Below are 22,309 nucleotides of genomic sequence, written 5' to 3' on the forward strand. Positions count from 1 at the left end.
TAAGCGATTACTTTTTATGATAAGGTCATCTGATGACCGGGTTAATTAGCATTATATTTTGAAAGTTTTGAAAGTACAATACTTTTCTTGAACAAATTGTCTGAACCTGTCGGCGGTGCGAAAAAAGAAGTATAATAGACGATAAACATCAAGATTCACAAGTGACGGGGTGATCGCGTTGAAATATAAACAAATTAAAACGAAAAAAATCTACGAGGAAGTCGCTGACGCATTGCTGGAGAAGATAAAAGCGGGCGAGCTTAAGCCGGGTGAAAAGCTTGATTCCGTTCAGGCGCTTTCTGAGAGTTTTCAGGTCAGCCGCTCGGCGGTCAGAGAAGCGCTGTCGGCTTTGAAAGCGATGGGGCTCGTCGACATGAAGCAGGGAGAAGGCACATACATAAGAGAATTTGAGCCGTCTCATGTTTCCCAGCCGCTTTCTTCCGCCCTCTTGATGAAAAAAGAGGACGTCAAACAGCTGCTCGAAGTCAGAAAGCTGCTTGAACTCGGCGTCGCCGCCATGGCCGCTGAAAAACGCACCGAAGACGATTTACAAAAAATCCGCCAAGCTCTCCTGGAGATGAAAGGCATTGACGGAGACGAAGAATTGGGCGAAAAAGCGGATTTCTCCTTTCACATGGCGCTGGCGGAAGCATCACAAAACGGGCTGCTCAAGCATCTCATGAATCATGTCTCCGCGCTTCTTTTGGAAACAATGAGAGAAACGAGAAAAATTTGGCTGTTTTCTAAACGAACGAGCGTGCAGCGATTGTATGAAGAGCATGAACGCATTTACAGCGCCGTCGCCGCCAAAGACGCGGATGAAGCGGAAGCGGCGATGACGGCGCATCTGACGAATGTGGAAGAAGTGCTGGGGGCTTATTTTGAAGAAAATGTATAGAAGCTGACTTGTGAAAGGGGATAACATCACATGCAGGCCGAATCTTTTTTTTCTGACCATGTAAAGAAAGCTCTGACAAACGATCCTCCCGGGGAATGGATGCCGGCAGTTCCGAAAGCGTGCATCCCCCTGCATTCCGGCTATCCCGATCCCGCACTCGTTCCTGATAAGGAGCTGAAAGAAGCCGCCGCCCGCCTTCTGGATGAGGAGCGCGATCTGCCGCTGCATTATATGGGAAGCCCGAGGACGGCCGTTTTAAAAAAGCAGATTCAAGAACGGTTAGCCACCCGCGGCATTCACTGTCGGGACGATGAGCTGCTCGTGACGTCAGGCGCCTGTCAGGCGATAGATCTGGCAGCCCGGGTTTTCCTCGATGAACAAACCGCCGCTGCCGTTGAAGCTCCGGTCTATATGGAAGCGCTCGAGATTTTTAAAAATTACACACCGCATATCATGAGCATTCCGACAGATCAAGAGGGCCTGCAAACAGAAACATTAGCGTTCATGCTTGAGGAAAGAAAACGAAAAGGGCTTCTGATTCCCCGTCTTCTCTACACGATACCCGCTTTTCAGAATCCTGCGGGAACCGTAATGTCAGCGAAGCGGAGAACCCGCCTGCTTCAACTTGCCGAAGCGTATGATTTTCTCATCTTGGAGGATGATGCATACGGTGAGCTCGGATTCACTGATATTCCGCCGCCTTTGAAAGCTATGGATCAAAACGGCCGGGTGCTGTACGCCGGTTCATTATCAAAAGTCATCGCCCCGGGTATGAGGATCGGCTGGATTGCAGGGGACGCCGCATTCATCACGGCATTGTCATGGTTAAAAAAAGACTTAGGCCACCCGTTTTCCCAAGCGGTGACCGCCGTCTATCTGGAACAAACGAATGTGGAAGAACGGCTCGCCGCCTTGCGGGAAGCATATCGAAGCAAACGTGACGTTTTGCTCGCCGCATCAGCGCGATATCTTCCGGAATCCGCATCCTGGCACGTGCCTGAAGGCGGTTACTTTGTATGGGTGAAAGCGCCTGGGGCGGATACATCCGCAATGCTGGCGAGGGCTCTTTCTCACGGCGTTTCCTATGTACCCGGTAAATATTTTTTTCTGCATCAGGAAGACGGTGCCGAATATCTTCGCCTGTCGTTCAGTTATGCCGGTAAAGCCGCGATAAAAGAGGGTGTGCAAAAACTGGGACGTCTGCTGGAAAACGGGGTGTAGAGCAGCATGAGGAGCTTTCGGGCTTCTCTTTTTTTGTCCCCTTCAGCACATCAGGCGAAAGGATTTTTCAGAAAAACCTTCCAATCCATATTCAGAATAGTGTAGGATATTCATAGAGCTTTCCTAAAAACAGGTCATCAGATGACCGGATCACATATTGAGGATGAAAGAGGGGTTCATCATGAAAGTCTCATTATTTGTCACGTGCCTTGTGGATATGTTCCAGACCAATGTCGGAAAGGCGACGGTTGAGGTGCTGGAACGGCTCGGGTGTGAGGTGGATTTTCCCGAGGGGCAGATTTGCTGCGGGCAGCCCGCATACAACAGCGGGTATGTGACGGATGCGAAAAAAGCGATGAAGCGGATGATTGCCGCGTTTGAAGAAGCGGAGTACGTTGTCAGTCCGTCAGGTTCCTGTACGACGATGTTCCGTGAATATCCGCATCTGTTTCAGGACGATCCGAAGTGGGCGGCAAAAGCGCAGCAGCTTGCGGACAAAACATATGAGTTAACAGATTTTATCGTCAACGTTCTCGGGGTGGAGGATGTCGGGGCGGTGCTGCAAAAAAAAGCGACAGTCCATACATCGTGCCACATGACGAGGCTGCTCGGCGTGTCGGAGGAGCCGATGAAGCTTTTGCGCCATGTCAAGGGGCTCGAGCTGACCGCGCTTCCCGGAAAGCACCAATGCTGCGGATTCGGAGGAACGTTTTCTGTGAAAATGGCGCAAATCTCTGAACAAATGGTGGATGAGAAGGTCGCCTGCGTGGAAGACACGGAGGCCGAGGTGCTGATCGGGGCGGATTGCGGCTGTCTGATGAATATCGGCGGGCGTCTTGACCGTAAGGATAAAAACGTCAGAGTCATGCACATCGCCGAAGTGCTGAACAGCAGATAACACGGGAAACAACAAGGGGGGAAAATCATGGCGATGAAAATCGGTACCGCCGCTTTTAAAGAGCGGGTATCAGAAGGAATAGATAATGAGTTTATGAGAGGAGCCGTCTCCGGAGCGCAGGAACGGCTCAGGACAAGAAGGCTTCAGGCGGCCGAAGAATTGGGAAACTGGGAGGATTGGCGTTCCCATGCGGAAGAAATCAGACAGCATGTGCTGGACAATCTTGATTTCTATTTGGAACAGCTCGCCGAAAACGTCGCCAACAGAGGCGGACACGTCTTTTTCGCCGAAACGGCGGAAGAAGCGTCCTCCTATATCCGCGATGTCATCCGGCAGAAAAACGCCAAAAAAATCGTAAAATCCAAATCCATGGTAACAGAAGAAATCAATATGAACGAAGTGCTTGAGGAAGAGGGCTGTGAAGTCACAGAAACGGATCTCGGCGAATACATTCTCCAGATTGACGACCACGATCCGCCGTCACATATCGTTGCTCCCGCTCTTCACAAAAACAAAGAGCAGATCCGTGACGTGTTTAAAGAGAGACTCGAATACAAACAGACGGAAAAACCGGAAGAGCTCGTCATGCACGCGCGCAGCGTTCTCCGGAAAAAATTTCTCGAAGCGGATGTCGGCATTACAGGCTGCAACTTTGCAATCGCGGATACCGGATCGGTCAGTCTCGTGACGAACGAAGGAAACGGCCGCCTTGTGTCCGCGCTGCCGAAGACGCAGATCACCGTGATGGGAATGGAGCGGATCGTTCCGTCATTTTCTGAGTTTGAAGTGCTTGTCAGCATGCTGACGAGAAGCGCGGTCGGCCAGCGGCTTACAAGTTACATTACGGCGCTGACGGGACCTCGTCAGCAAGGAGAAGCTGACGGGCCTGAGGAATTCCACCTTGTGGTTGTGGACAACGGGCGTTCCCGCATACTCGGCACGGAATTCCAATCGGTGCTGCAATGTATCCGCTGCGCCGCCTGCATCAACGTCTGTCCCGTGTACCGGCATGTCGGCGGACACTCGTACGGGTCCATCTATTCGGGTCCGATCGGCGCCGTCTTATCGCCTCTTCTCGGCGGATATGACGAATACAAGGAGCTCCCGTACGCATCTTCCTTATGCGCGGCCTGTACGGAAGCATGTCCCGTTAAAATTCCGCTGCACGAGCTGCTGCTCAAGCATCGGCAGAACATCGTGGAAAAAGAGGGCAAAGCGCCGATCAGCGAAAAACTGGCGATGAAAGCCTTCGGGCTCGGCTCGTCATCCCCGTCCCTTTATAAAATGGGATCGAAATGGGCGCCTGCCGCCATGACGCCGTTTACGGAAGATGACAAAATATCAAAAGGGCCGGGGCCGTTAAAAGAATGGACGGCAATACGGGATTTCCCGGCGCCGCATAAATCGAGATTCAGAGATTGGTTTAAAGACCGGGAAAAACAAAAGGGGGAAGAATGATGATGAAAGGGACGGTTACACATCAGGAATCCTTTTTAAACCGGATCGCCGAAAGTCTGGGCAGAGAGCGCAGGAAATCAGGCGTGTCCCTGCCTGAATGGAAGTATCAGCCTCAATATCAAACGCATGCGGACTGTACGGAAGACGATCTTGTCACGATGCTGAAAGACCACTGCGTCAACATTCATACCGAACTGATCGAAACGGATGCAGCCGGGCTTTACGACGCTTTGCGCACGCAGGTGAACCGCTTTGAAGGAGGGCCTGTCATCATTCCGAAGGACAGCCGGTTTGAAACGTACGGCTTGCAGACCCTTATGACAGAAGAGTGGCCGGATGAAGGGATTCCAGTTTGGGAATGGGACGCGGAACAAGGAGCGAAAAATATTGAAAAAGCGGAACAAGCGAATGTGGGCATCACATTCAGCGAGATTACGCTTGCAGAATCAGCCACCGTCGTTTTGTATGCGTCAGAGCATGCCGGCCGTTCTGTCAGCCTGCTTCCGACCACCTATATCGCAATCATCCCGAAATCTTCCATTGTGCCGAGAATGACACAGGCCAGCGATATACTGAAACAGCAGATCAGAGACGGCGTCACCGTTCCTTCCTGCATCAACTATATTACTGGACCGAGCAACTCGGCCGATATCGAAATGGATTTGGTTGTCGGCGTCCACGGACCCGTTAAAGCCGCTTATATCCTTGTGAATGACCGATAAAAAAGGCAAACCCCGGTTTTCGGCCGGGGTTTGTTTTTATATAAACGCGTTAATAATCATGATAAAACAGATCGCACTGACAGAAATAATCGTTTCCATCGCCGTCCATGTCAGGAATGTTTCTTTTACTGTCATTCCGAAATACTCTTTAATGAGCCAGAAACCGGAGTCATTGACATGTGACAGAATCAAAGAGCCCGCTCCCGTTGCCAAAACGAGAAGCTCACTGCTGACGCCCGGCATGACAGATGCAATCGGTGCAACAATGCCGGCCGCCGTCATCATGGCGACAGTCGCTGAACCTGTGGCGACACGGATGACCGCTGCGATCGTCCAGCTTAAAAGAACGGGAGAGAAGCTTGAATGCTTCGCAATGTCAGCAATATACGTGCCGACGCCTGAATCAATCAGGACGTTGTTAAAAGCGCCGCCGGCTCCGATCACAAGCAGAATGGAAGCGATCGGTCCGAGACAGTCATTGCTGAATTTTAAAATGCTTTCTCTGTCAAAGCCCTGATAAAAACCAAGGCTGAAAAAGGAGTACACCGTGGCGATCAAAAGCGCCGTGACAGGGTCGCCGATAAATTTAAAAGTTTCATAGAGCGCGCTTTTTTCCGGAAGCGCAATTTCGGCAAGCGTTGCCATAAGCATCAGGATCACCGGTACCAATATCGTAAACAATGTATTTGCGAATCCCGGAAGCTTGCGTTTTTCATTCCGTTCAATAAATTGTTTTTTCAACAGTTCGGGAACGGGTTTATGAATGCGCTTACCAATCCATTTTCCGTAAAGCGGCCCCGCGATGATGGCAGTCGGAATGCCGACGATTAAAGAAAACAAAATCGTTTTTCCGACATTGGCGTGATAAATGCCGACAGCCGCCATCGCCGCCGGGTGGGGCGGAACCAATCCGTGCACGACGGAAAGTCCCGCAAGGAGCGGAATCCCGATCGTCACTAATGAAACGCCGGTTTCAATCGCAATCGTAAACAAAAGCGGCACGAGCAGGACGAAGCCGACCTGGAAAAAGACCGGGATGCCGACGATAAAAGCGACGGCCATCATCGCCCAATGCACTTTCTTTTTGCCGAAGCGGCCGATCAGGGTGTGGGCGATACGCTCCGCACCGCCTGATTCAGCCATCATTTTTCCGAGCATCGTACCGAGGGCCAGCACGATCGCAAGCAGCGACAGCGTATTGCCGAGCCCGGTTTTCATCGAAGCGATAATGTCCGGCAGATTCATGCCCGTTGCGAAACCGACAAGGATGGATGTAATCAAAAGACTGATAAACGGATTTAATTTAGCGACCGTAATCAATAAGAGTAAAACGATAATAGCGGCAATGACAATAAACAGTAACATGACCTTTTCACCCTTTCAAAGAAGAATTAACGGCTTTGTTTGAGCTGAAATTCACTGATGACGTCAAATTCATCTTTGAGCTTGTCATACAGCCGCTCGTATAAGTAAAACAGCTCAATATATGTTTCGCTGTTTTTGACGTTCGGTTCATGACGGTGAGAAATTCTGATCCAGTCCTGAACATCCTCGATCCGTTCCATTTCGCCAAGGCTGTGCAAAGCGAGAACGGCCGCTCCGAGCGCCGAGGCTTCGTAACTTTCCGGAACGAGGACTTCCCGTCCCATCGTATCGGACAAAATCTGCCTCCAAAGCGGTGATCTCGCAAATCCTCCCGAAGCCCGCACGTCTTTTGCGGGGCCCGCCAAATCTCTCAGTGCGACACCGATTGAAAAGACGCTCATGATGACGCCTTCCAGCACCGCTCTGATAAAATGCTCCCGTTTATGGCGGAGGCTGATGCCGAAAAACGTTCCGCGGGCATTCGGATTCCAAAACGGCGCGCGCTCCCCTGATAAAAACGGCAGAAACAGCAATCCCTCAGAGCCTGCGGGCACTTTATCAGCGATATCAATCATTAAATCGTACGGATCAATGCCGAGCCGCTTCGCCGTTTCGACTTCCGGAGAAGCGAATTCGTCTCGAAGCCAGCGCAGCATAATGCCTCCGTTATTCGTCGGGCCTCCGATGACCCAATGCTTGTCAGTCAGCGCGTAACAGAATGTCCGCGCTTTTTCATCCGTAATCGGCGCATCCGTCACCGAACGCACGGCTCCGCTCGTTCCGATCGTAACGGCCACTTCGCCTTTGCTGATCGCGCCGACTCCAAGGTTGGCGAGCACGCCGTCATTTGCGCCGATAATAAACGGTGTATCCGCATGAATGCCCATCCGTGCAGCGATTTCCGGCGCAAGGCCGCGCAGCTGATGAGTGGTCGGCACGATGTCCGACAGCTGATCTTCCCGGATTCCGGCAATCCGGAGCGCTTCTTCATCCCAGGAAAGCGTATCTAAACGGAACAGCCCCGTTGCCGAAGCGATCGAATAATCGACGACATAAGTTCCGAAAAACTCGTGCAGAATATATTCTTTCATACTGATGAATTTGGCGGTTTTCGCGAATGTCTCCTTGTCCTGTTCTTTCATCCAGACAATTTTGGAAAGCGGAGACATCGGGTGAATCGGCGTACCCGTTCTTTTATAAATATCAAAACCGTTCATCTCTTTTAAAATCCGTTTTGATTGCTCGGCGCTGCGGTTGTCCGCCCAAATGATGCTTTTGGTCAGCAGGCCGCCGTTTTGATCGACAGCTATCAATGAGTGCATGGCGGTGCTGATGCCGATTGCAAGCAGATTGTCAGGACTCAGTCCGGCCTTTGTGACGGCGCCCCTGATGCTTCCGATAACCGCTTCCAAAATGTGCTCAGGATCCTGCTCGGCCCATGCCGGCTTTGGCTGTATTAAATCATAGTGAACCGAATGCTTGGCTAACACTTTGCCTCTTGGTCCGAACAGAACGGCTTTCGTACTGGTTGTGCCGATATCCAGACCGATAACAGCTTGGGTTTCCTTCATAATATATCCCGCCTAATCTGATTGAATAATAAGATAGATTGATAATGTATGCCCTTACAAAGTCAATTATAGGAATAATTTTTTTATAAATCAACGATGAAGAAGAAAATTTTTTTCATAAAATTGCCTCAATTCCCGCTGTATCGGCATTCTCTCTTTTGAAAAATAAATATTCAGAAAGCGATTACAAACGTTTGTGCGCGATCATTTTTCTGATTTGCTGCAAGTTGGCGAGCGTTTTCTCCTGCCGCAGCCGGGCCGTGGCGAAATACAGTGTATCAATGACCGACAGCTGGGCAAGCCTTGCGGACATTGCTTCCGTTCTGAAAGCCGTCTCCCTTGTTGACGTATACAGCACCACGTCGGAAATCTGGGTGAGCGGCGACTTTTGGTAGCTTGTAATGCCGATCGTGCCAGCGCCGAGCGATTTGGCCATTTTCACCGCGTCAAGCACGTCCTTATTGCTTCCCGAATGAGAAATGCCGATGACTGCGCTTTCGGGACCGAGAAGACCCGCTGACATCGCCTGAAAGTGAGAATCTGTGTGCGCGATGCAATTTATACCCGTACGCATAAATTTATGATACGCGTCTGTGGCGATCAGCCCGGAACCGCCGTTTCCGTAAAATTCAATTCTGTCTGCGCGGTGGATCATTTCTACCGCTTTTTCAACGTCGGCCGGATCTAATAATTGAAAGGTATCGGTCAGACCGGAAATGTTTGTGCGGAAAACTTTCTGGATGATGACTTCGATATCGTCGTCGGGGCTCATTTCTTCATGAATGTGCTGCACCGGCTCCTGAACGATCTCCTGAGCAAGCGCGATTTTTAAATCCTGATAGCCGGAAAAACCGAGCCGTTTGCACAGCCTGAAAATCGTCGCTTCAGAGCTTTTCGTTTTTTCCGCCAGCTGAATGATGGAAAGGTGAACCACGTCTTTCGGTTCCTTCACGATATGGTCTGCAATCGCTCTCAATTTTGGCGACAAACCTTTGCTGGCCGCCTGAATCTTCCCGATGCTGCTTGAATTCACAGGGGTCATGCTATAACCTCCCTACTTGAATGTAAACGCATACTTTTATGATAAAGCAAGTTTCAATATAAGGAAAACAGAATTTTAAAATTGTTTTTTCAATTTTGTATATAAAAAAAGAGAAAAAGCCGCCGATGATAGAAAGTGAGGAGGCACCTGAATGAAAAAAGTATGGATTCTCGTCATATCATTCGGCATTGCGCTTGCGCTGTTTTTATACGCAAACACAAAGGTGAAAGCGGAAAGCGCGGCGCCCGGAAAGCAAAGCCTTGTGTCCGGATTTCAGCTGAAATTTCCGAATCACCGGGTAGGACAATAGGCGGCAAAAATTAGTATTGACTTTGAAAATAGAAGACTGTATATTATGATACTATATTCAGAAAATAAAAACTCAAGAGATTCATTTAACATAAAACACTGTGAACGGGAGCAGTAAAAGAATCCAGTCAGAAAAAGAGAGCCGCGGGTTGGTGCAACGCGGACTGATTGTTCTTTGAACTCGCCCGGAAGTGGCAGGGCGGAACGGAATTGTCGGAATATTCCCTATGTCCTAACGGCTGACCTTCGTTAAAAGGTTTTTAAGCTGGATTCCGGATATTTCGGGATCAACAAGAGTGGTACCGCGGCTGCCTGAGGCACGCCGTCTCTTTTCCTAAAGAGGCGGCGTGCTTTTTTATGTGATGAACACTTTTTGCGAGAGGGCGTGTGATAGATGGAAAAGGACAAGCAAACGTTAAAACGGACGATGTCGTCCAGACACATTATGATGATGGCGCTTGGAGGCGCGATCGGGGCCGGGCTCTTTAAAGGCAGCAGCACGGCGATTGATGAGGCGGGGCCGTCCGTGCTGTTGGCCTACCTCCTCGGCGGAATCATTCTGCTGTTTATTATGCAAGGGCTGGCCGAAATGGCAGTCAGAAACAAACATGCAAGGACGTTCCGTGATTTGGTTCAGCAGTCGCTCGGATCGTACGCTGCATACTTTTTAGACTGGATCTATTGGAAAATGTGGGTGCTCAATATTGCCGCGGAGGCGGTCGTAGCCGCCATTTTCATTCAATATTGGCTGCCGGAATGTCCGATATGGATATTGGCTTTGATCATTTCCATCGTGGTGACGGTCGTAAACATGCTTTCTGTGAAACTGTTTGCCGAGACGGAGTACTGGCTCGCGCTTATTAAAATTACAGTGATTGTCATCTTTATTTTATGCGGTATTCTGCTTTTATTTTTCTCATTCGGCAATCACACGGCGCCGGGGCTGTCTCATTTAACGGATCACGGAGGATTTTTCCCGCATGGAGCGGGGGGCGTCATCACGGCGATGCTCGTCGTGATCTACTCATACGGCGGAACGGAAATCATCGGCGTCACGCTGGCGGAGACAAAAAACCCCGAAAAGGTGATCCCGAAAGCTGTCCGAAGCACGTTAACGCGGATTGTCGCTTTTTACTTGCTGCCGTTTTTCATCATCGTCAGCCTGATTCCTTGGAATCAAGTCAACAGCGTTCCCGAAAGCCCGTTTGTCATAGTATTTAAGATGATCGGAATTCCGGGTGCCGACCATATTATGAATGCCGTCATTCTTCTTGCGATTATCTCGTCTATGAACTCGGGACTGTACGGATCATCCCGCGTCTTGTTTACGCAGGCTTCTGACGGCCGGGTGCCGAAAATTTTTTCAAAACTATCGAAGAAAAAGGTTCCCGTCTATGCGATTCTGACTTGTACGTCATTTTTATATGTAGGCGTCCTGATTTCTTTATTCGCAGGAAGCCGGACGTTTAATTATTTGATGGGTTCACTCGGCTATACCGTGCTGTTCATCTGGCTGATTATCGGATTCGCCCATTTGAAATCAAGAAAACATTCAACAGAACAGCCGGCTTATTACGTCAAATGGTTCCCGTACACGACATGGTTCGCGGTGCTTGCGCTTTTGGCCATCCTGATCGGCGTAATTGCGACGACATCCATCGTCATCACATGCATCACTGCGGCCATCTATCTGCTCATTACGGCTGCGTATCTTGTGAAAGGGAGACGTCAATAAATAAAAAAACTCTTGCCCCGCGGCAAGAGTTTTTTTAATGAACGGCCTTTTTTTCTGCGGCCAGAGCAGGTGTTTTCAGTTTTTTCGGTGTTATATTCACAAAACAAATGCTTGTGACGATCAGAAGCAGTCCGGCTAAAAGGCTGACGGTAAGCGGCTCATGCAGGAATATCGAGCTGACGACAATGGATATGAGCGGGATCAGGAAGGTGTAAGAGGCAACCTTGCTTGCTTCCCCTGAACCGACAAGCGTAAAAAAGGCGAGCCAGCCGAGCGCGATAACAAAAACTGAAATGAACAGAAGGCTCAGAATGAACGGAGCTTTCCATTGAATCGCTGAAAAGCTTTCTGAAAAATGGCCGGAGCTGACAAGCAGCACGCCGCCGATCAGAAGCTGAAGAGCGACCATCCAGATAGAATCCGCGCGTCCGCCCGTTCTTTTCACATATACCGTGCCGAGCGCCCAGCTGACCGCAGAGCCTAAGGCCAAAAGAATGCCGGCGATGGAAATATGGCCTCCGAAACCGGCTGCGCTGATGACGGCGACACCGGCAAAGCCCAGAATAAGACCGGCTATTTTTAAAGGATACATCGATTCCCCGAGCCACAGCCAAGAAAAAACGCCCATTAACACCGGCTGGAAAAACACGATGGCTGAAAATAGGCCGGCAGGCAGGTAATTCAAGCCGACCGTTTGCAGGCCGTAAAATAAAGTAATATTTAAAATGGCAGAAATAAGATAGATCGGCCACGTTTCTTTAAAACGCAGCTTTTTAAAACGGGGCAGCGCCACCATTAATAATAGAAGTCCGCCGATCAGCGTGCGGATTCCGGCAAACAGAAGAGGCGGCGAATAGGCAAGCGCGGCCTTTGTCAGCGGCCAGTTAATTCCCCATACCGTGACTAGAAACGCCAGCATAAGAGCCGTCTGTATTTTCGAAAGCTGTTTCACGTCGTTCACTCCTTGTAGAACAATTCCATCATATGATACGGTAATCAGTAAGATAAATAAAATGAATCTTTTTTATAAGGAGCATAAGTAAAACGTTATGACGATTACACAACTGCGGGTTTTTGTTCAAATCGCTGAAACGGGAAGCTTTACAAAAGCGGGGCAGGCGCTGAATATGACGCAGCCCGCCGTCAGCCATGCCATCTCTGCGCTTGAGTCAGAGCTCGGCATCAAGCTGATCATCCGCGAGCGCCGCAACGGCGTAAGGCTCACGGACACGGGCGGAAAAATTCTCGTCCATATCAGAGAGGTGCTCAAAGGCATAGAAAAAGCCGAGCAGCTGGCGGCCGCGGAAAGAGGTCTTGAACAGGGAACGATTCACATCGGCACATTTCCGGCCGCTTCCGCTTATTTCATTCCAAAGCTGATCAGCGTGTTTAAAAAACGGTATCCGAAGCTTGAACTGGTGCTTCATGAAGGAACGGCGGACGAAGTAAAAGAATGGCTGCAATCCCGGATGATTGACGCGGGCATTCTGCTGTTCCCGACAGAGGATATGGATTCCTTTCTGCTGAAAAAAGACAAAATGGCAGCGGTTATGCATAAAGATCATCCTCTCGCCGCACGCTCAACCGTAACGATAAAAGATCTGGACGGTGAACCGATGGTGGTTTGCGAAGGCGGTTACACGTCACCTTTTGCAGGCCTGTTTAAACAAGCCGGTGCCGAACTTTGCGCGGCCTTTACCGTGTTTAATGTCAGCACGTCCATCAATATGGTGCGGGAGGGGTTGGGCATGGCAATCTTATCCGATATGTCCATGGCCGGCAATCCCCTCCCGGAAGAAGTGGTGATTAAAGAGTTTACGCCGGATGTATTCAGGGAGGTGCAGCTGGCGGTTCCTTCCATGAAAGACGCATCACTTGCCGCCAAGCTTTTTATTGATGTCGCCGAGGAGCTGTTCATCCGTAAGAAAACCGCCGCTGACTGATTGTTCGAAGATCATCGAATCAAATTGTTTAACTCACGGGAAAAGCTGTGGTAAGGTGTGTGGAGAGACCTTGTTTAAGATCTGCTTACACTAAACCGCAAAGGAGAAAACGATGGCTGAACATACATTGAAAGATACTGCGTTTTCCGTATTGAATTTATCGCCGGTCGTACAGGGAGGAACGGTTGCTGAATCGTTCCGCAACAGCATGGATTTAGCGCGCCGCGCCGAGGAGTGGGGCTATAACCGCTATTGGCTTGCGGAGCATCATAATATAGAAGGCGTTGCCAGCTCGGCAACGGCGGTGCTGATCGGCCACATCGCCGGCGGCACGAAAAAAATCCGCGTCGGTTCTGGGGGTATTATGCTGCCGAATCATTCGTCACTTATAATCGCGGAGCAATTCGGAACCCTTGAAACGTTATATCCAGGGCGGATTGACCTCGGACTCGGGCGTGCGCCGGGTACCGACCAATTAACGGCGAGGGCCTTAAGAAGAAACATAAACAGCGGGGAGGATTTCCCGGAGCAGCTTGAAGAATTGAGAAATTACTTCAAACCGTCAGGCAATGTGCGCAATCTAGTCCGCGCCATTCCGGGCGAAGGGCTGGACGTGCCGATCTGGCTTCTGGGCTCAAGCGGCTTCAGCGCGCGTCTTGCGGGAGAGCTCGGGCTTCCGTTCGCCTTTGCGGCTCACTTTTCACCGAAAAACACCGTGCCCGCCCTTGAGCTGTACCGCAGCTCCTTCCGTCCGTCAGATGTACTGGATAAACCGTACGCGATGGTCGGCGTCACCGTCATTGCCGCCGATACGGATGAAAAGGCGGAGCATCTGGCAACATCGCATTATCAAAGATTTTTAGACCTCGTCCGCGGCACGCCGAACCAGCTGAAGCCTCCTGTTGAAGACATGGATCAAATCTGGTCGCCGTATGAAAAAGCGATGGTCAATGAACAGCTCAGTTCAACGATCGTCGGCGGACCGGAGCGTGTGAAGGAGAAGCTGGAAAGCTTCATCCGGACAACACAGGCGGATGAAATCATGGTGAATTCAGAAAGCTTTGAGCATGCCGACAGAATGAGATCATTTGAAATCATCGCCGAATTAAAAAGATGAAAAACAGGCAGCACATAATATATAGTGTGCTGCCTGTTTTTGTGTAATAATATGAAATTTCATACTATTATGATATTATTTATTAGAAAAATTTTCTTAAAATATAGGGAGTGAATAAAAATTTGGATGTTTCTTTGAAAGATGTTTTTGGTATATCGCGGAATGTTTTAAAAAGTTATGTTGATAGACAACAAATTGATGAGGATTACCAAGATAAAATTGAACTTACGGATCATCACATCGTAATATATGGTGAAACAAAAGTCGGAAAAACATTATTAAGAAAAAAATATGTAACCAAAGCTGAAAACACTATAGTGATAGACTGTACGAAGGGAGTTGATTTAGCTGATATTTACACACAAATTTTATACAAATCTGGTGTGGAGATATCTGATAACTTCTCCAAAAGTATTGAAAAGTGCTCAAAAATTGATAGTCAAGTAGAGGCGAACCTATTTCAATTTTTAAAAGCGAAAGTGACCGGAGATTCATCTGAAAAAGAGTTATTAAGTGAATCAGGGAAAATGGATCTTCCCAAGACCGTAAGTGTCAGAGTGGCTGAATCACTGAAGGAAAAAGGTATTCAGTTTATCGTACTGGATGACTTTCATTATTTAAATTTAGTCGATCAATATCTGTTGGCTTTTGACCTGAAAATGTTTTATCAAAGCGGCTTAAGATTCATTATAATCGGGACGAAAATTATAAATGGCTATTTTGAAAAATTCAATGGAGAATTATCTCAAAGGATTGATTATATTGATGCTACTAAATGGTCTACTAGAGATTTAATGAATATAAAGAGTAGAGGCTGTAAAGAGCTGAACATAGACATTAGTGAAGATGTAACAAATTATTTTATAGAGGCATCCAGCCAAATAGTTGCGGTATATCAACAACTTCTTTTTGACTATTGTCGTGAAAGTGGGATAAGAAAGAGAAGTCAGAATTACATTGTTCTTGACAGTCTTGAATTAGCTAAGGAATGTAATGCTTTGTATTATAAAAGAGTAAGTGAGGAATATCTGAGAAATATTCAAGACATTGCAGATGGAGAAAGAAAAGCGAAGCTGAAGTTATACTATTATATAATGAAAATTGTGTTAACATCTGATCTAGATATAGCGAGGAGAGGTTTTTCTTTCCAGTACTTGTATGAGAATATTCACCGAATCCATGAGAAAAAGTCAATAAATCATGGTGCGCTGACCTCTGTACTTAATCACTTCGATGAATTGCAATCCAAAAAGGATATCTTTCCAAAGGTTTTTACATACTATGATAAAAGACTATATATTTCAGATTCGTCATTTTATTATATTTTAAAGCATTTTAATAAAGAAAATATAGATGATGTTCTTCCGCCTCATGATTTTCAGCTTAGTTTTCAATTTAATGACTGATGGGCAGATACTGTTGTATCTGCCCTTTTTTATTCGCCGATCCGCTTGACTGAATTCCGGATGACGAGTTCCGGTTCATACACGACGTCATCCTTCTTCGGTTTTTTATGTTCTAAGCAGTCGATGACGTATTTTGCCGCCGCTTTCCCCATAATGGATTTCGGATGCTTGACAGAGGTGAGCTTCACCTCGGAAATCTGGGCGAAATGTGAATCGTCATAGCCCATGACCGACACGTCATCAGGCACCTTTAACCCGAATTCCCTGAGAAGATTAATCGTCTTCAGCGCAATTTCGTCATTGTAGCAAAGAATGGCCGTCGGATGTGACCCGCTGTTTTGCTCAAGGGTATGCTTAATTTTTTGGAGAAGCACGGTTTCTTTTTCCTCAGTCGTGTAAGTCACGATCATGTCCGGAGACGGGAAAATCCCGCGCTCCCGATGCGCCTGAAGATAGCCGTTCATCCGTTTGACGCCCTGCGTGTCATCCGCTTTAAAGATTCCCATAATGTGCGTGTGGCCGAGGGACATGACGTATTCGCAAGCCATCATGCCGCCTTTGACATCATTGACGGAAAAGCTTGGTGCGGCCAGCTCCGCATAAGAGGCGTTAATCATGGCAAACGGAATGCCGTTTTTCTCCAGATTGAGATAGTAGCCGATGTTGGGCGTCTGCAGCGCGCTTTTCGTAGGCTCGACAATCAGCCCGTCTATATTTTTGGACAGCAGGTTTTCAAGGCCGCGCCGTTCACTTTCTGTATTGTTGTTGGTGCTCGTCAGCAGCATGGAATAGCCCTGTTCGCTTAAATAAGATTCAATTCCCCTGATGATGCTCGGAAAAATATAGTCTGATATGTACGTTGTAATGACGCCGATCGTTTTGTTTGAATGCATGGCTGATTTCGCCGTGCGTGAAGCGACAAAGGTGCCTCCGCCCTGAACGCTGTACAGCAGCCCCTGCGAGACCAAATCTCCGATCGCCTTTCTGATGGTATGGCGGCTGACGCCGAACTGCTGCATCAGCTCATTTTCCGTAGGCAGCTTTTCGTCCGGCTGTATTTTTCCTTGATTCAGCCATGAACAAATTTCTTCTTTTACTTGAGCATATTTCGGTAGCATATCAATTCCTCCAAAATGTATACGGACAAATTCCAGTATAACATAGTAAGCCCTTTCATCAAGCTGTAAAAATAATTGACAGATTATGAAAAACTGCTTATTCTTTATTTGTACGTACTAATTTTCCTTATTTTTAGATAAAATTCTTTATAAGTACGTACAAATGCGGCGGTTCTGAAGAAAACAAAGCAACATCAAGCGTCGCACTCAGATTTGTAAGCGTTTTTATTCTATTATTCGCGGGAGGGTAAAATTCATGAAGAATCACCCGGCACCAATTGGCTCAAATGTACCTGTCACTCGGCAGCATTCCAAGTGGTTTGTCATTCTCATCTCATGCGCGGCCGGACTGGGAGGGCTTTTGTACGGTTATGACACGGCGGTGATTTCCGGCGCCATCGGTTTCCTGAAAGATTTGTACCGCTTAAGTCCTTTTATGGAAGGGCTCGTGATTTCAAGCATAATGATCGGCGGTGTTTTCGGCGTCGGGATTTCCGGATTTTTGAGTGACCGTTTCGGACGGAGAAAGATTTTGATGGCAGCGGCGCTGTTGTTTGCGGTGTCAGCGGTTGTCTCTGCACTTTCTCAAAGTGTGTCTTCCTTAGTGATCGCCAGAGTCATCGGCGGTCTGGGAATCGGCATGGGCTCCTCGCTTTCTGTCACGTATATTACCGAAGCCGCTCCGCCGGCCATACGCGGCAGTCTGTCTTCACTGTATCAGCTGTTTACGATATTAGGGATCTCCGGCACTTATTTTATTAACCTCGCCGTTCAGCAGTCCGGCTCGTATGAATGGGGAGTGCACACCGGCTGGCGCTGGATGCTCGCTTACGGCATGATTCCGTCCGTCATCTTTTTTATCGTGCTGCTTATCGTGCCTGAAAGCCCGCGCTGGCTTGCGAAAGCGGGGCGCCGGAATGAAGCCCTCGCCGTGCTGACGCGCATTAACGGCGAGCAGACCGCGAAAGAAGAAATCAAACAAATCGAAACGTCTTTACAATTAGAAAAAATGGGGTCATTGTCTCAGCTGTTTAAACCGGGGCTGAGAAAAGCGCTTGTGATCGGGATTCTGCTGGCTTTATTCAATCAGGTCATCGGCATGAACGCAATTACGTATTACGGGCCGGAAATTTTCAAAATGATGGGCTTCGGACAGAATGCGGGGTTTATCACGACATGCATCGTCGGTGTCGTTGAAGTGATTTTCACCATTATCGCGGTTCTTTTAGTCGATAAGGTGGGCCGGAAAAAGCTGATGGGGGTCGGATCAGCCTTTATGGCGCTGTTCATGATCTTAATCGGGGCATCCTTTTATTTTAAGCTGGCGAGCGGTCCGGCTTTAGTCGTCATCATATTGGGATTCGTCGCCGCTTTCTGCGTATCAGTCGGGCCGATTACGTGGATCATGATTTCGGAAATCTTTCCGAACCACCTCCGCGCACGCGCCGCCGGTATCGCGACGATATTCTTATGGGGGGCCAACTGGGCGATCGGCCAGTTCGTGCCGATGATGATCAGCGGGTTAGGGCTCGCGTACACCTTCTGGATATTCGCCGTCATTAATATTCTCTGTTTCTTGTTTGTCGTGACGATCTGCCCTGAGACGAAAAATAAATCATTAGAAGAAATAGAAAAACTCTGGATAAAATGAAAGCGTTTTACGACAAAAGTCCGCTCCGGCGGGCTTTTGTCTGTCACCTTCATTCCGTTTCTGTATATAATGACTGTATCAAGGAGATACTGGGAAATCCTGCGAAGAATGTCGACGAATTGACCTTTAACAGTTGAATTAACAATGTCATCCTGTTAAAATAATTAAAGAAAGCAGACATAATTTTTTTTGGCTATGATGGGACGTTTTTTGTCATAGCGGGACATTTTCTGTCCAGTATGAATAGGAAGGAACGTTTGAGTCATGAACCAGTTAATACAAGCTCAAAAAAAATTATTGCCTGATCTTTTGCTTGTGATGCAGAAAAGATTTGAAATCTTGCAGTATATCAGGCTTACCGAACCGATCGGCCGCAGAAGTCTTGCAGCCAGTCTCGGATTGACCGAGCGCGTTCTCAGAAGCGAGGTTCAGTTTTTGAAAGAACAGAATCTCATCGATATTAAAACAAACGGCATGACAATGACGGAAGAGGGCTACTCACTGCTTTCGATTCTGGAAGATACGATGAAGGATGTTTTAGGATTGACGCTTTTGGAAAAGACATTAAAAGAGCGGCTTAATCTGAAAGACGCCATTATCGTTTCCGGAGACAGCGACCAATCTCCTTGGGTCAAAAAAGAATTAGGGAGAGCGGCCGTTGCATGTATGAAAAAGAGATTTTCAGGCAAAAATATCGTCGCTGTAACCGGCGGTACGACAATTGAAGCCGTCGCCGATATGATGACGCCGGATTCAAAAAACCGCGAGCTCCTGTTTGTGCCCGCAAGAGGCGGTTTAGGCGAAGATGTGAAAAACCAGGCGAACACCATATGCGCGCATATGGCGGAAAAGGCTTCAGGCACTTACCGGCTTTTGTTCGTTCCCGGGCAGCTGTCACAAGGCGCCTACTCATCTATTATTGAAGAGCCTTCCGTAAAAGAGGTGCTTCACACGATTAAATCAGCGAGTATGCTCGTTCACGGAATCGGCGAAGCTAGAACAATGGCGGAGCGAAGAAACACGCCTTTGGAAGATTTGAAGAAAATAGATGACAATCATGCGGTGACAGAGGCATTCGGCTACTACTTTAATGCGGACGGAGAAGTCGTTCACAAGGTGCATTCAGTCGGAATGCAGCTTGATGACCTCGATGCCATTCCCGACATTATCGCGGTAGCGGGCGGATCATCAAAAGCAGAAGCAATCGAAGCTTATTTTAAAAAGCAGCGAAACACGGTTCTCGTCACGGACGAAGGAGCCGCAAAGAAGTTATTAAGGGATAACAGTCCCTCAATATAAATATCTCTCACTTATTTAAAGGAGGAAATAATCATGGCAGTAAAAGTCGGTATTAACGGTTTTGGTCGTATTGGACGTAACGTATTCCGCGCAGCATTAAACAATCCTGAAGTTGAGGTAGTAGCGGTTAACGATTTAACAGACGCTAACATGCTTGCTCATCTTTTACAATATGATTCCGTACACGGAAAATTAGATGCAGAAGTTAAAGTTGACGGCAGCAACCTTGTTGTTAACGGCAAAACAATCGAAGTTTCTGCTGAGCGCGATCCTGCGAAACTCAGCTGGGGCAAACAAGGCGTTGAAATCGTAGTTGAATCTACTGGTTTCTTCACAAAACGCGCAGACGCTGCGAAACACTTAGAAGCAGGCGCGAAAAAAGTTATCATCTCTGCACCTGCTAACGAAGAAGATATCACAATCGTTATGGGTGTTAACGAAGACAAATACGATGCGGCTAACCACCATGTTATCTCTAACGCATCTTGCACAACAAACTGCCTTGCGCCGTTTGCAAAAGTACTTAACGACAAATTCGGCATCAAACGCGGTATGATGACAACTGTTCACTCTTACACAAACGATCAGCAAATTCTTGATCTTCCGCACAAAGACTACCGTCGTGCGCGTGCAGCAGCTGAAAACATCATTCCTACATCAACTGGCGCTGCTAAAGCAGTTTCCCTCGTTCTTCCTGAACTGAAAGGCAAACTGAACGGCGGAGCTATGCGTGTGCCGACTCCAAACGTTTCTCTTGTTGACCTAGTTGCTGAACTGAACAAAGACGTAACGGCTGAAGACGTAAACGCAGCTCTTAAAGAAGCGGCTGAAGGCGATCTTAAAGGAATCCTTGGCTACAGCGAAGAGCCATTAGTATCCGGAGACTACAACGGCAATGCTAACTCTTCTACAATCGATGCTCTTTCTACAATGGTTATGGAAGGCAGCATGGTAAAAGTAATCTCTTGGTACGATAACGAAAGCGGCTACTCTAACCGCGTTGTTGACCTTGCAGCTTACATCGCAAAACAAGGTCTTTAATTCATAGCTCCCGGAAAGGGCCGGACTTGGTTCTTTCGGACAGAAACGCTATAATGAAAGCGGACAAGGGAAGGGGACGGACTCCCTTTCCCTTTTTCCATGAGAACCGGCTTTCAGAAAGCGCCGGATTGCTGCAGAACGTCCGCGTTTTGAAGTTTCCGCGGCACTTTCGTTTTCTTAGCCGCCTGCCCTGGCTCAGAAGACGATCTGCCCCGTGCCCGGAAGCTGCAATCTGCCCCGCGGCGGAAGCATCATGAGGCGGTTTCACGTTTCACGTTTTTCGTGCTATGCAAACCATTTTGAAGGAGGATCTCCTAAGGCATGAATAAAAAAACAGTAAAAGACATCGACGTAAAAGGCAAAGTCGTATTCTGCCGCGTTGACTTTAACGTTCCAATGAAAGACGGGGAAGTAACAGACGATACTCGTATCCGAGCTGCGCTTCCAACAATCAAACACCTTGCAGACCAAGGCGCGAAAGTCCTTCTTGCGAGCCACTTAGGCCGCCCGAAAGGCGAAGTGGTTGAGGAGCTTCGTTTAACTCCTGTCGCTGCACGCTTAGGCGAACTGCTCGGAAAAGAAGTGAAAAAAGCGGATGAAGCTTACGGCGATGCTGTAAAAGCACAAATTTCTGATATGAAGGACGGAGACGTTCTTGTATTGGAAAACGTACGTTTCTACCCTGGTGAAGAGAAAAACGATCCTGAGCTTGCTAAAGCATTTGCTGAGCTTGCGGATGTATATGTCAATGACGCATTCGGTGCTGCCCACCGTGCTCACGCATCTACAGCCGGAATTGCCGAGCATCTGCCGGCGGTTGCAGGATTCTTGATGGAAAAAGAGCTTGACGTTCTCGGCAAAGCCGTGACAAATCCTGAGCGCCCGTTTACGGCAATCATCGGCGGCGCGAAAGTAAAAGACAAAATCGGCGTAATCGAAAGTCTGCTTGATAAAGTGGACAACCTGATCATCGGCGGAGGTCTTGCTTACACATTCGTAAAAGCGCTTGGCTATGAAGTCGGTAAATCTTTGCTTGAAGAAGATAAAATCGAACTTGCAAAATCATTCATGGACCGCGCGAAAGAAAAAGGCGTTACATTCTATATGCCGGAAGACGTGCTCGTTGCTGATGATTTCTCTAACGATGCAAACGTTCAAATCGTGCCGATCTCTGAGATTCCAAGTGATTTAGAAGCGATCGACATCGGAACGAAAACCCGCGAAACGTATGCTGAAGTTATCAAAAACAGCAAACTTGTCGTATGGAACGGACCGATGGGCGTATTCGAAATCGACTTGTTCGCTCAAGGCACAAAAGCAGTGGCTGAAGCATTGGCAGAGGCAAACGATACATACTCTGTCATCGGCGGAGGAGACTCTGCGGCAGCCGTTGAAAAATTCGGCCTTGCTGACAAAATGAGCCATATCTCAACAGGCGGCGGCGCATCCCTTGAATTCATGGAAGGCAAAGAGCTTCCGGGTGTAGCTGCGCTGAACGATAAATAAAAACTGCTA

19 protein-coding genes and 1 other annotated feature are annotated in these 22,309 nt (G+C 48.1%); of the genes, 14 read left to right on the top strand and 5 right to left on the bottom strand.

The window, feature by feature from the left end:
• The first annotated feature begins 178 nt into the window (after nucleotides 1-178).
• The 5 genes from lutR (at nucleotide 179) to G9F75_RS12460 (ending at nucleotide 5,197) form a co-directional block, all read left to right on the top strand.
• Nucleotides 179-898 (top strand): L-lactate utilization/bacilysin biosynthesis transcriptional regulator LutR, encoded by a 720-nt coding sequence (lutR, locus tag G9F75_RS12440; protein ID WP_014418922.1) that lies wholly within the window; start codon nucleotides 179-181, stop codon nucleotides 896-898.
• Nucleotides 899-928: 30 nt separating this feature from the next.
• Nucleotides 929-2,119, top strand: a complete 1,191-nt coding sequence (locus tag G9F75_RS12445) for an aminotransferase-like domain-containing protein (protein ID WP_021495224.1) — start codon at nucleotides 929-931, stop codon at nucleotides 2,117-2,119.
• Between the two features lie 181 nt (nucleotides 2,120-2,300).
• Entirely contained in the window at nucleotides 2,301-3,017 is a 717-nt protein-coding gene (locus G9F75_RS12450; protein ID WP_014418920.1) for a (Fe-S)-binding protein, read from the top strand.
• Between the two features lie 27 nt (nucleotides 3,018-3,044).
• Nucleotides 3,045-4,475, top strand: a complete 1,431-nt coding sequence (locus G9F75_RS12455) for a LutB/LldF family L-lactate oxidation iron-sulfur protein (protein WP_007407375.1) — start codon at nucleotides 3,045-3,047, stop codon at nucleotides 4,473-4,475.
• Nucleotides 4,475-5,197, top strand: a complete 723-nt coding sequence (locus tag G9F75_RS12460; RefSeq protein WP_025649302.1) for a LutC/YkgG family protein — start codon at nucleotides 4,475-4,477, stop codon at nucleotides 5,195-5,197. The genes G9F75_RS12455 and G9F75_RS12460 overlap by 1 nt, the downstream gene beginning before the upstream one ends.
• A 36-nt stretch (nucleotides 5,198-5,233) precedes the next feature.
• Here G9F75_RS12460 and G9F75_RS12465 read toward each other — a convergent pair whose 3' ends face one another.
• From G9F75_RS12465 to G9F75_RS12475, 3 genes are all read right to left on the bottom strand, one after another.
• On the bottom strand, nucleotides 5,234-6,562 hold the full coding sequence (locus G9F75_RS12465) for a GntP family permease (protein WP_014418918.1): 1,329 nt from the start codon (nucleotides 6,560-6,562) through the stop codon (nucleotides 5,234-5,236).
• A 26-nt stretch (nucleotides 6,563-6,588) separates the two neighbouring features.
• Nucleotides 6,589-8,133, bottom strand: coding sequence for a gluconokinase (gntK, locus tag G9F75_RS12470; RefSeq protein WP_154817956.1), 1,545 nt, complete (start codon nucleotides 8,131-8,133; stop codon nucleotides 6,589-6,591).
• A 184-nt stretch (nucleotides 8,134-8,317) separates the two neighbouring features.
• On the bottom strand, nucleotides 8,318-9,175 hold the full coding sequence (locus tag G9F75_RS12475; RefSeq protein ID WP_014418917.1) for a MurR/RpiR family transcriptional regulator: 858 nt from the start codon (nucleotides 9,173-9,175) through the stop codon (nucleotides 8,318-8,320).
• 151 nt (nucleotides 9,176-9,326) lie between these two features.
• Here G9F75_RS12475 and G9F75_RS12480 point away from each other — a divergent pair, with 151 nt between their 5' ends.
• Both G9F75_RS12480 and G9F75_RS12485 read left to right on the top strand, forming a co-directional pair.
• Entirely contained in the window at nucleotides 9,327-9,485 is a 159-nt protein-coding gene (locus G9F75_RS12480; protein WP_014418916.1) for a hypothetical protein, read from the top strand.
• Between the two features lie 91 nt (nucleotides 9,486-9,576).
• Nucleotides 9,577-9,817 (top strand) — a binding site (T-box leader).
• Between the two features lie 61 nt (nucleotides 9,818-9,878).
• On the top strand, nucleotides 9,879-11,219 hold the full coding sequence (locus G9F75_RS12485) for an amino acid permease (RefSeq protein ID WP_003151592.1): 1,341 nt from the start codon (nucleotides 9,879-9,881) through the stop codon (nucleotides 11,217-11,219).
• 34 nt (nucleotides 11,220-11,253) lie between these two features.
• Here G9F75_RS12485 and G9F75_RS12490 read toward each other — a convergent pair whose 3' ends face one another.
• Nucleotides 11,254-12,171 carry a DMT family transporter gene (locus G9F75_RS12490; RefSeq protein ID WP_003151595.1) on the bottom strand — a complete coding sequence of 306 codons (918 nt, stop codon included), beginning with the start codon at nucleotides 12,169-12,171 and terminating at the stop codon, nucleotides 11,254-11,256.
• A 97-nt stretch (nucleotides 12,172-12,268) separates the two neighbouring features.
• Here G9F75_RS12490 and G9F75_RS12495 point away from each other — a divergent pair, with 97 nt between their 5' ends.
• From G9F75_RS12495 to G9F75_RS12505, 3 genes are all read left to right on the top strand, one after another.
• The gene (locus tag G9F75_RS12495; RefSeq protein WP_014418914.1) at nucleotides 12,269-13,162 is read left to right on the top strand and encodes a LysR family transcriptional regulator; all 894 of its coding nucleotides are present in this window, start codon (nucleotides 12,269-12,271) and stop codon (nucleotides 13,160-13,162) included.
• Between the two features lie 112 nt (nucleotides 13,163-13,274).
• On the top strand, nucleotides 13,275-14,279 hold the full coding sequence (locus G9F75_RS12500; RefSeq protein WP_021495222.1) for an LLM class flavin-dependent oxidoreductase: 1,005 nt from the start codon (nucleotides 13,275-13,277) through the stop codon (nucleotides 14,277-14,279).
• Nucleotides 14,280-14,401: 122 nt separating this feature from the next.
• Entirely contained in the window at nucleotides 14,402-15,685 is a 1,284-nt protein-coding gene (locus tag G9F75_RS12505; protein ID WP_021495221.1) for an ATP-binding protein, read from the top strand.
• 29 nt (nucleotides 15,686-15,714) lie between these two features.
• On the opposite strand, the gene araR is transcribed toward G9F75_RS12505, so the two are convergent.
• On the bottom strand, nucleotides 15,715-16,803 hold the full coding sequence (araR, locus tag G9F75_RS12510) for an arabinose utilization transcriptional regulator AraR (protein WP_007409953.1): 1,089 nt from the start codon (nucleotides 16,801-16,803) through the stop codon (nucleotides 15,715-15,717).
• 256 nt (nucleotides 16,804-17,059) lie between these two features.
• On the opposite strand from araR, the gene araE reads away from it, so the two are divergent.
• From araE to G9F75_RS12530, 4 genes are all read left to right on the top strand, one after another.
• Nucleotides 17,060-18,454: an arabinose-proton symporter AraE gene (gene araE / locus G9F75_RS12515; protein ID WP_014418911.1), complete on the top strand. Its 1,395-nt coding sequence runs from the start codon at nucleotides 17,060-17,062 to the stop codon at nucleotides 18,452-18,454.
• 264 nt (nucleotides 18,455-18,718) lie between these two features.
• Nucleotides 18,719-19,753, top strand: coding sequence for a gapA transcriptional regulator CggR (gene cggR, locus G9F75_RS12520; protein ID WP_003151607.1), 1,035 nt, complete (start codon nucleotides 18,719-18,721; stop codon nucleotides 19,751-19,753).
• 33 nt (nucleotides 19,754-19,786) lie between these two features.
• Entirely contained in the window at nucleotides 19,787-20,794 is a 1,008-nt protein-coding gene (gap, locus tag G9F75_RS12525; RefSeq protein ID WP_003151611.1) for a type I glyceraldehyde-3-phosphate dehydrogenase, read from the top strand.
• 321 nt (nucleotides 20,795-21,115) lie between these two features.
• On the top strand, nucleotides 21,116-22,300 hold the full coding sequence (locus G9F75_RS12530) for a phosphoglycerate kinase (RefSeq protein ID WP_014418909.1): 1,185 nt from the start codon (nucleotides 21,116-21,118) through the stop codon (nucleotides 22,298-22,300).
• Nucleotides 22,301-22,309: the final 9 nt, after the last annotated feature.

The sequence above is a fragment of the Bacillus sp. EKM208B genome (assembly GCF_011800725.1).
Taxonomy (GTDB): Bacteria; Bacillota; Bacilli; order Bacillales; family Bacillaceae; genus Bacillus; species Bacillus velezensis.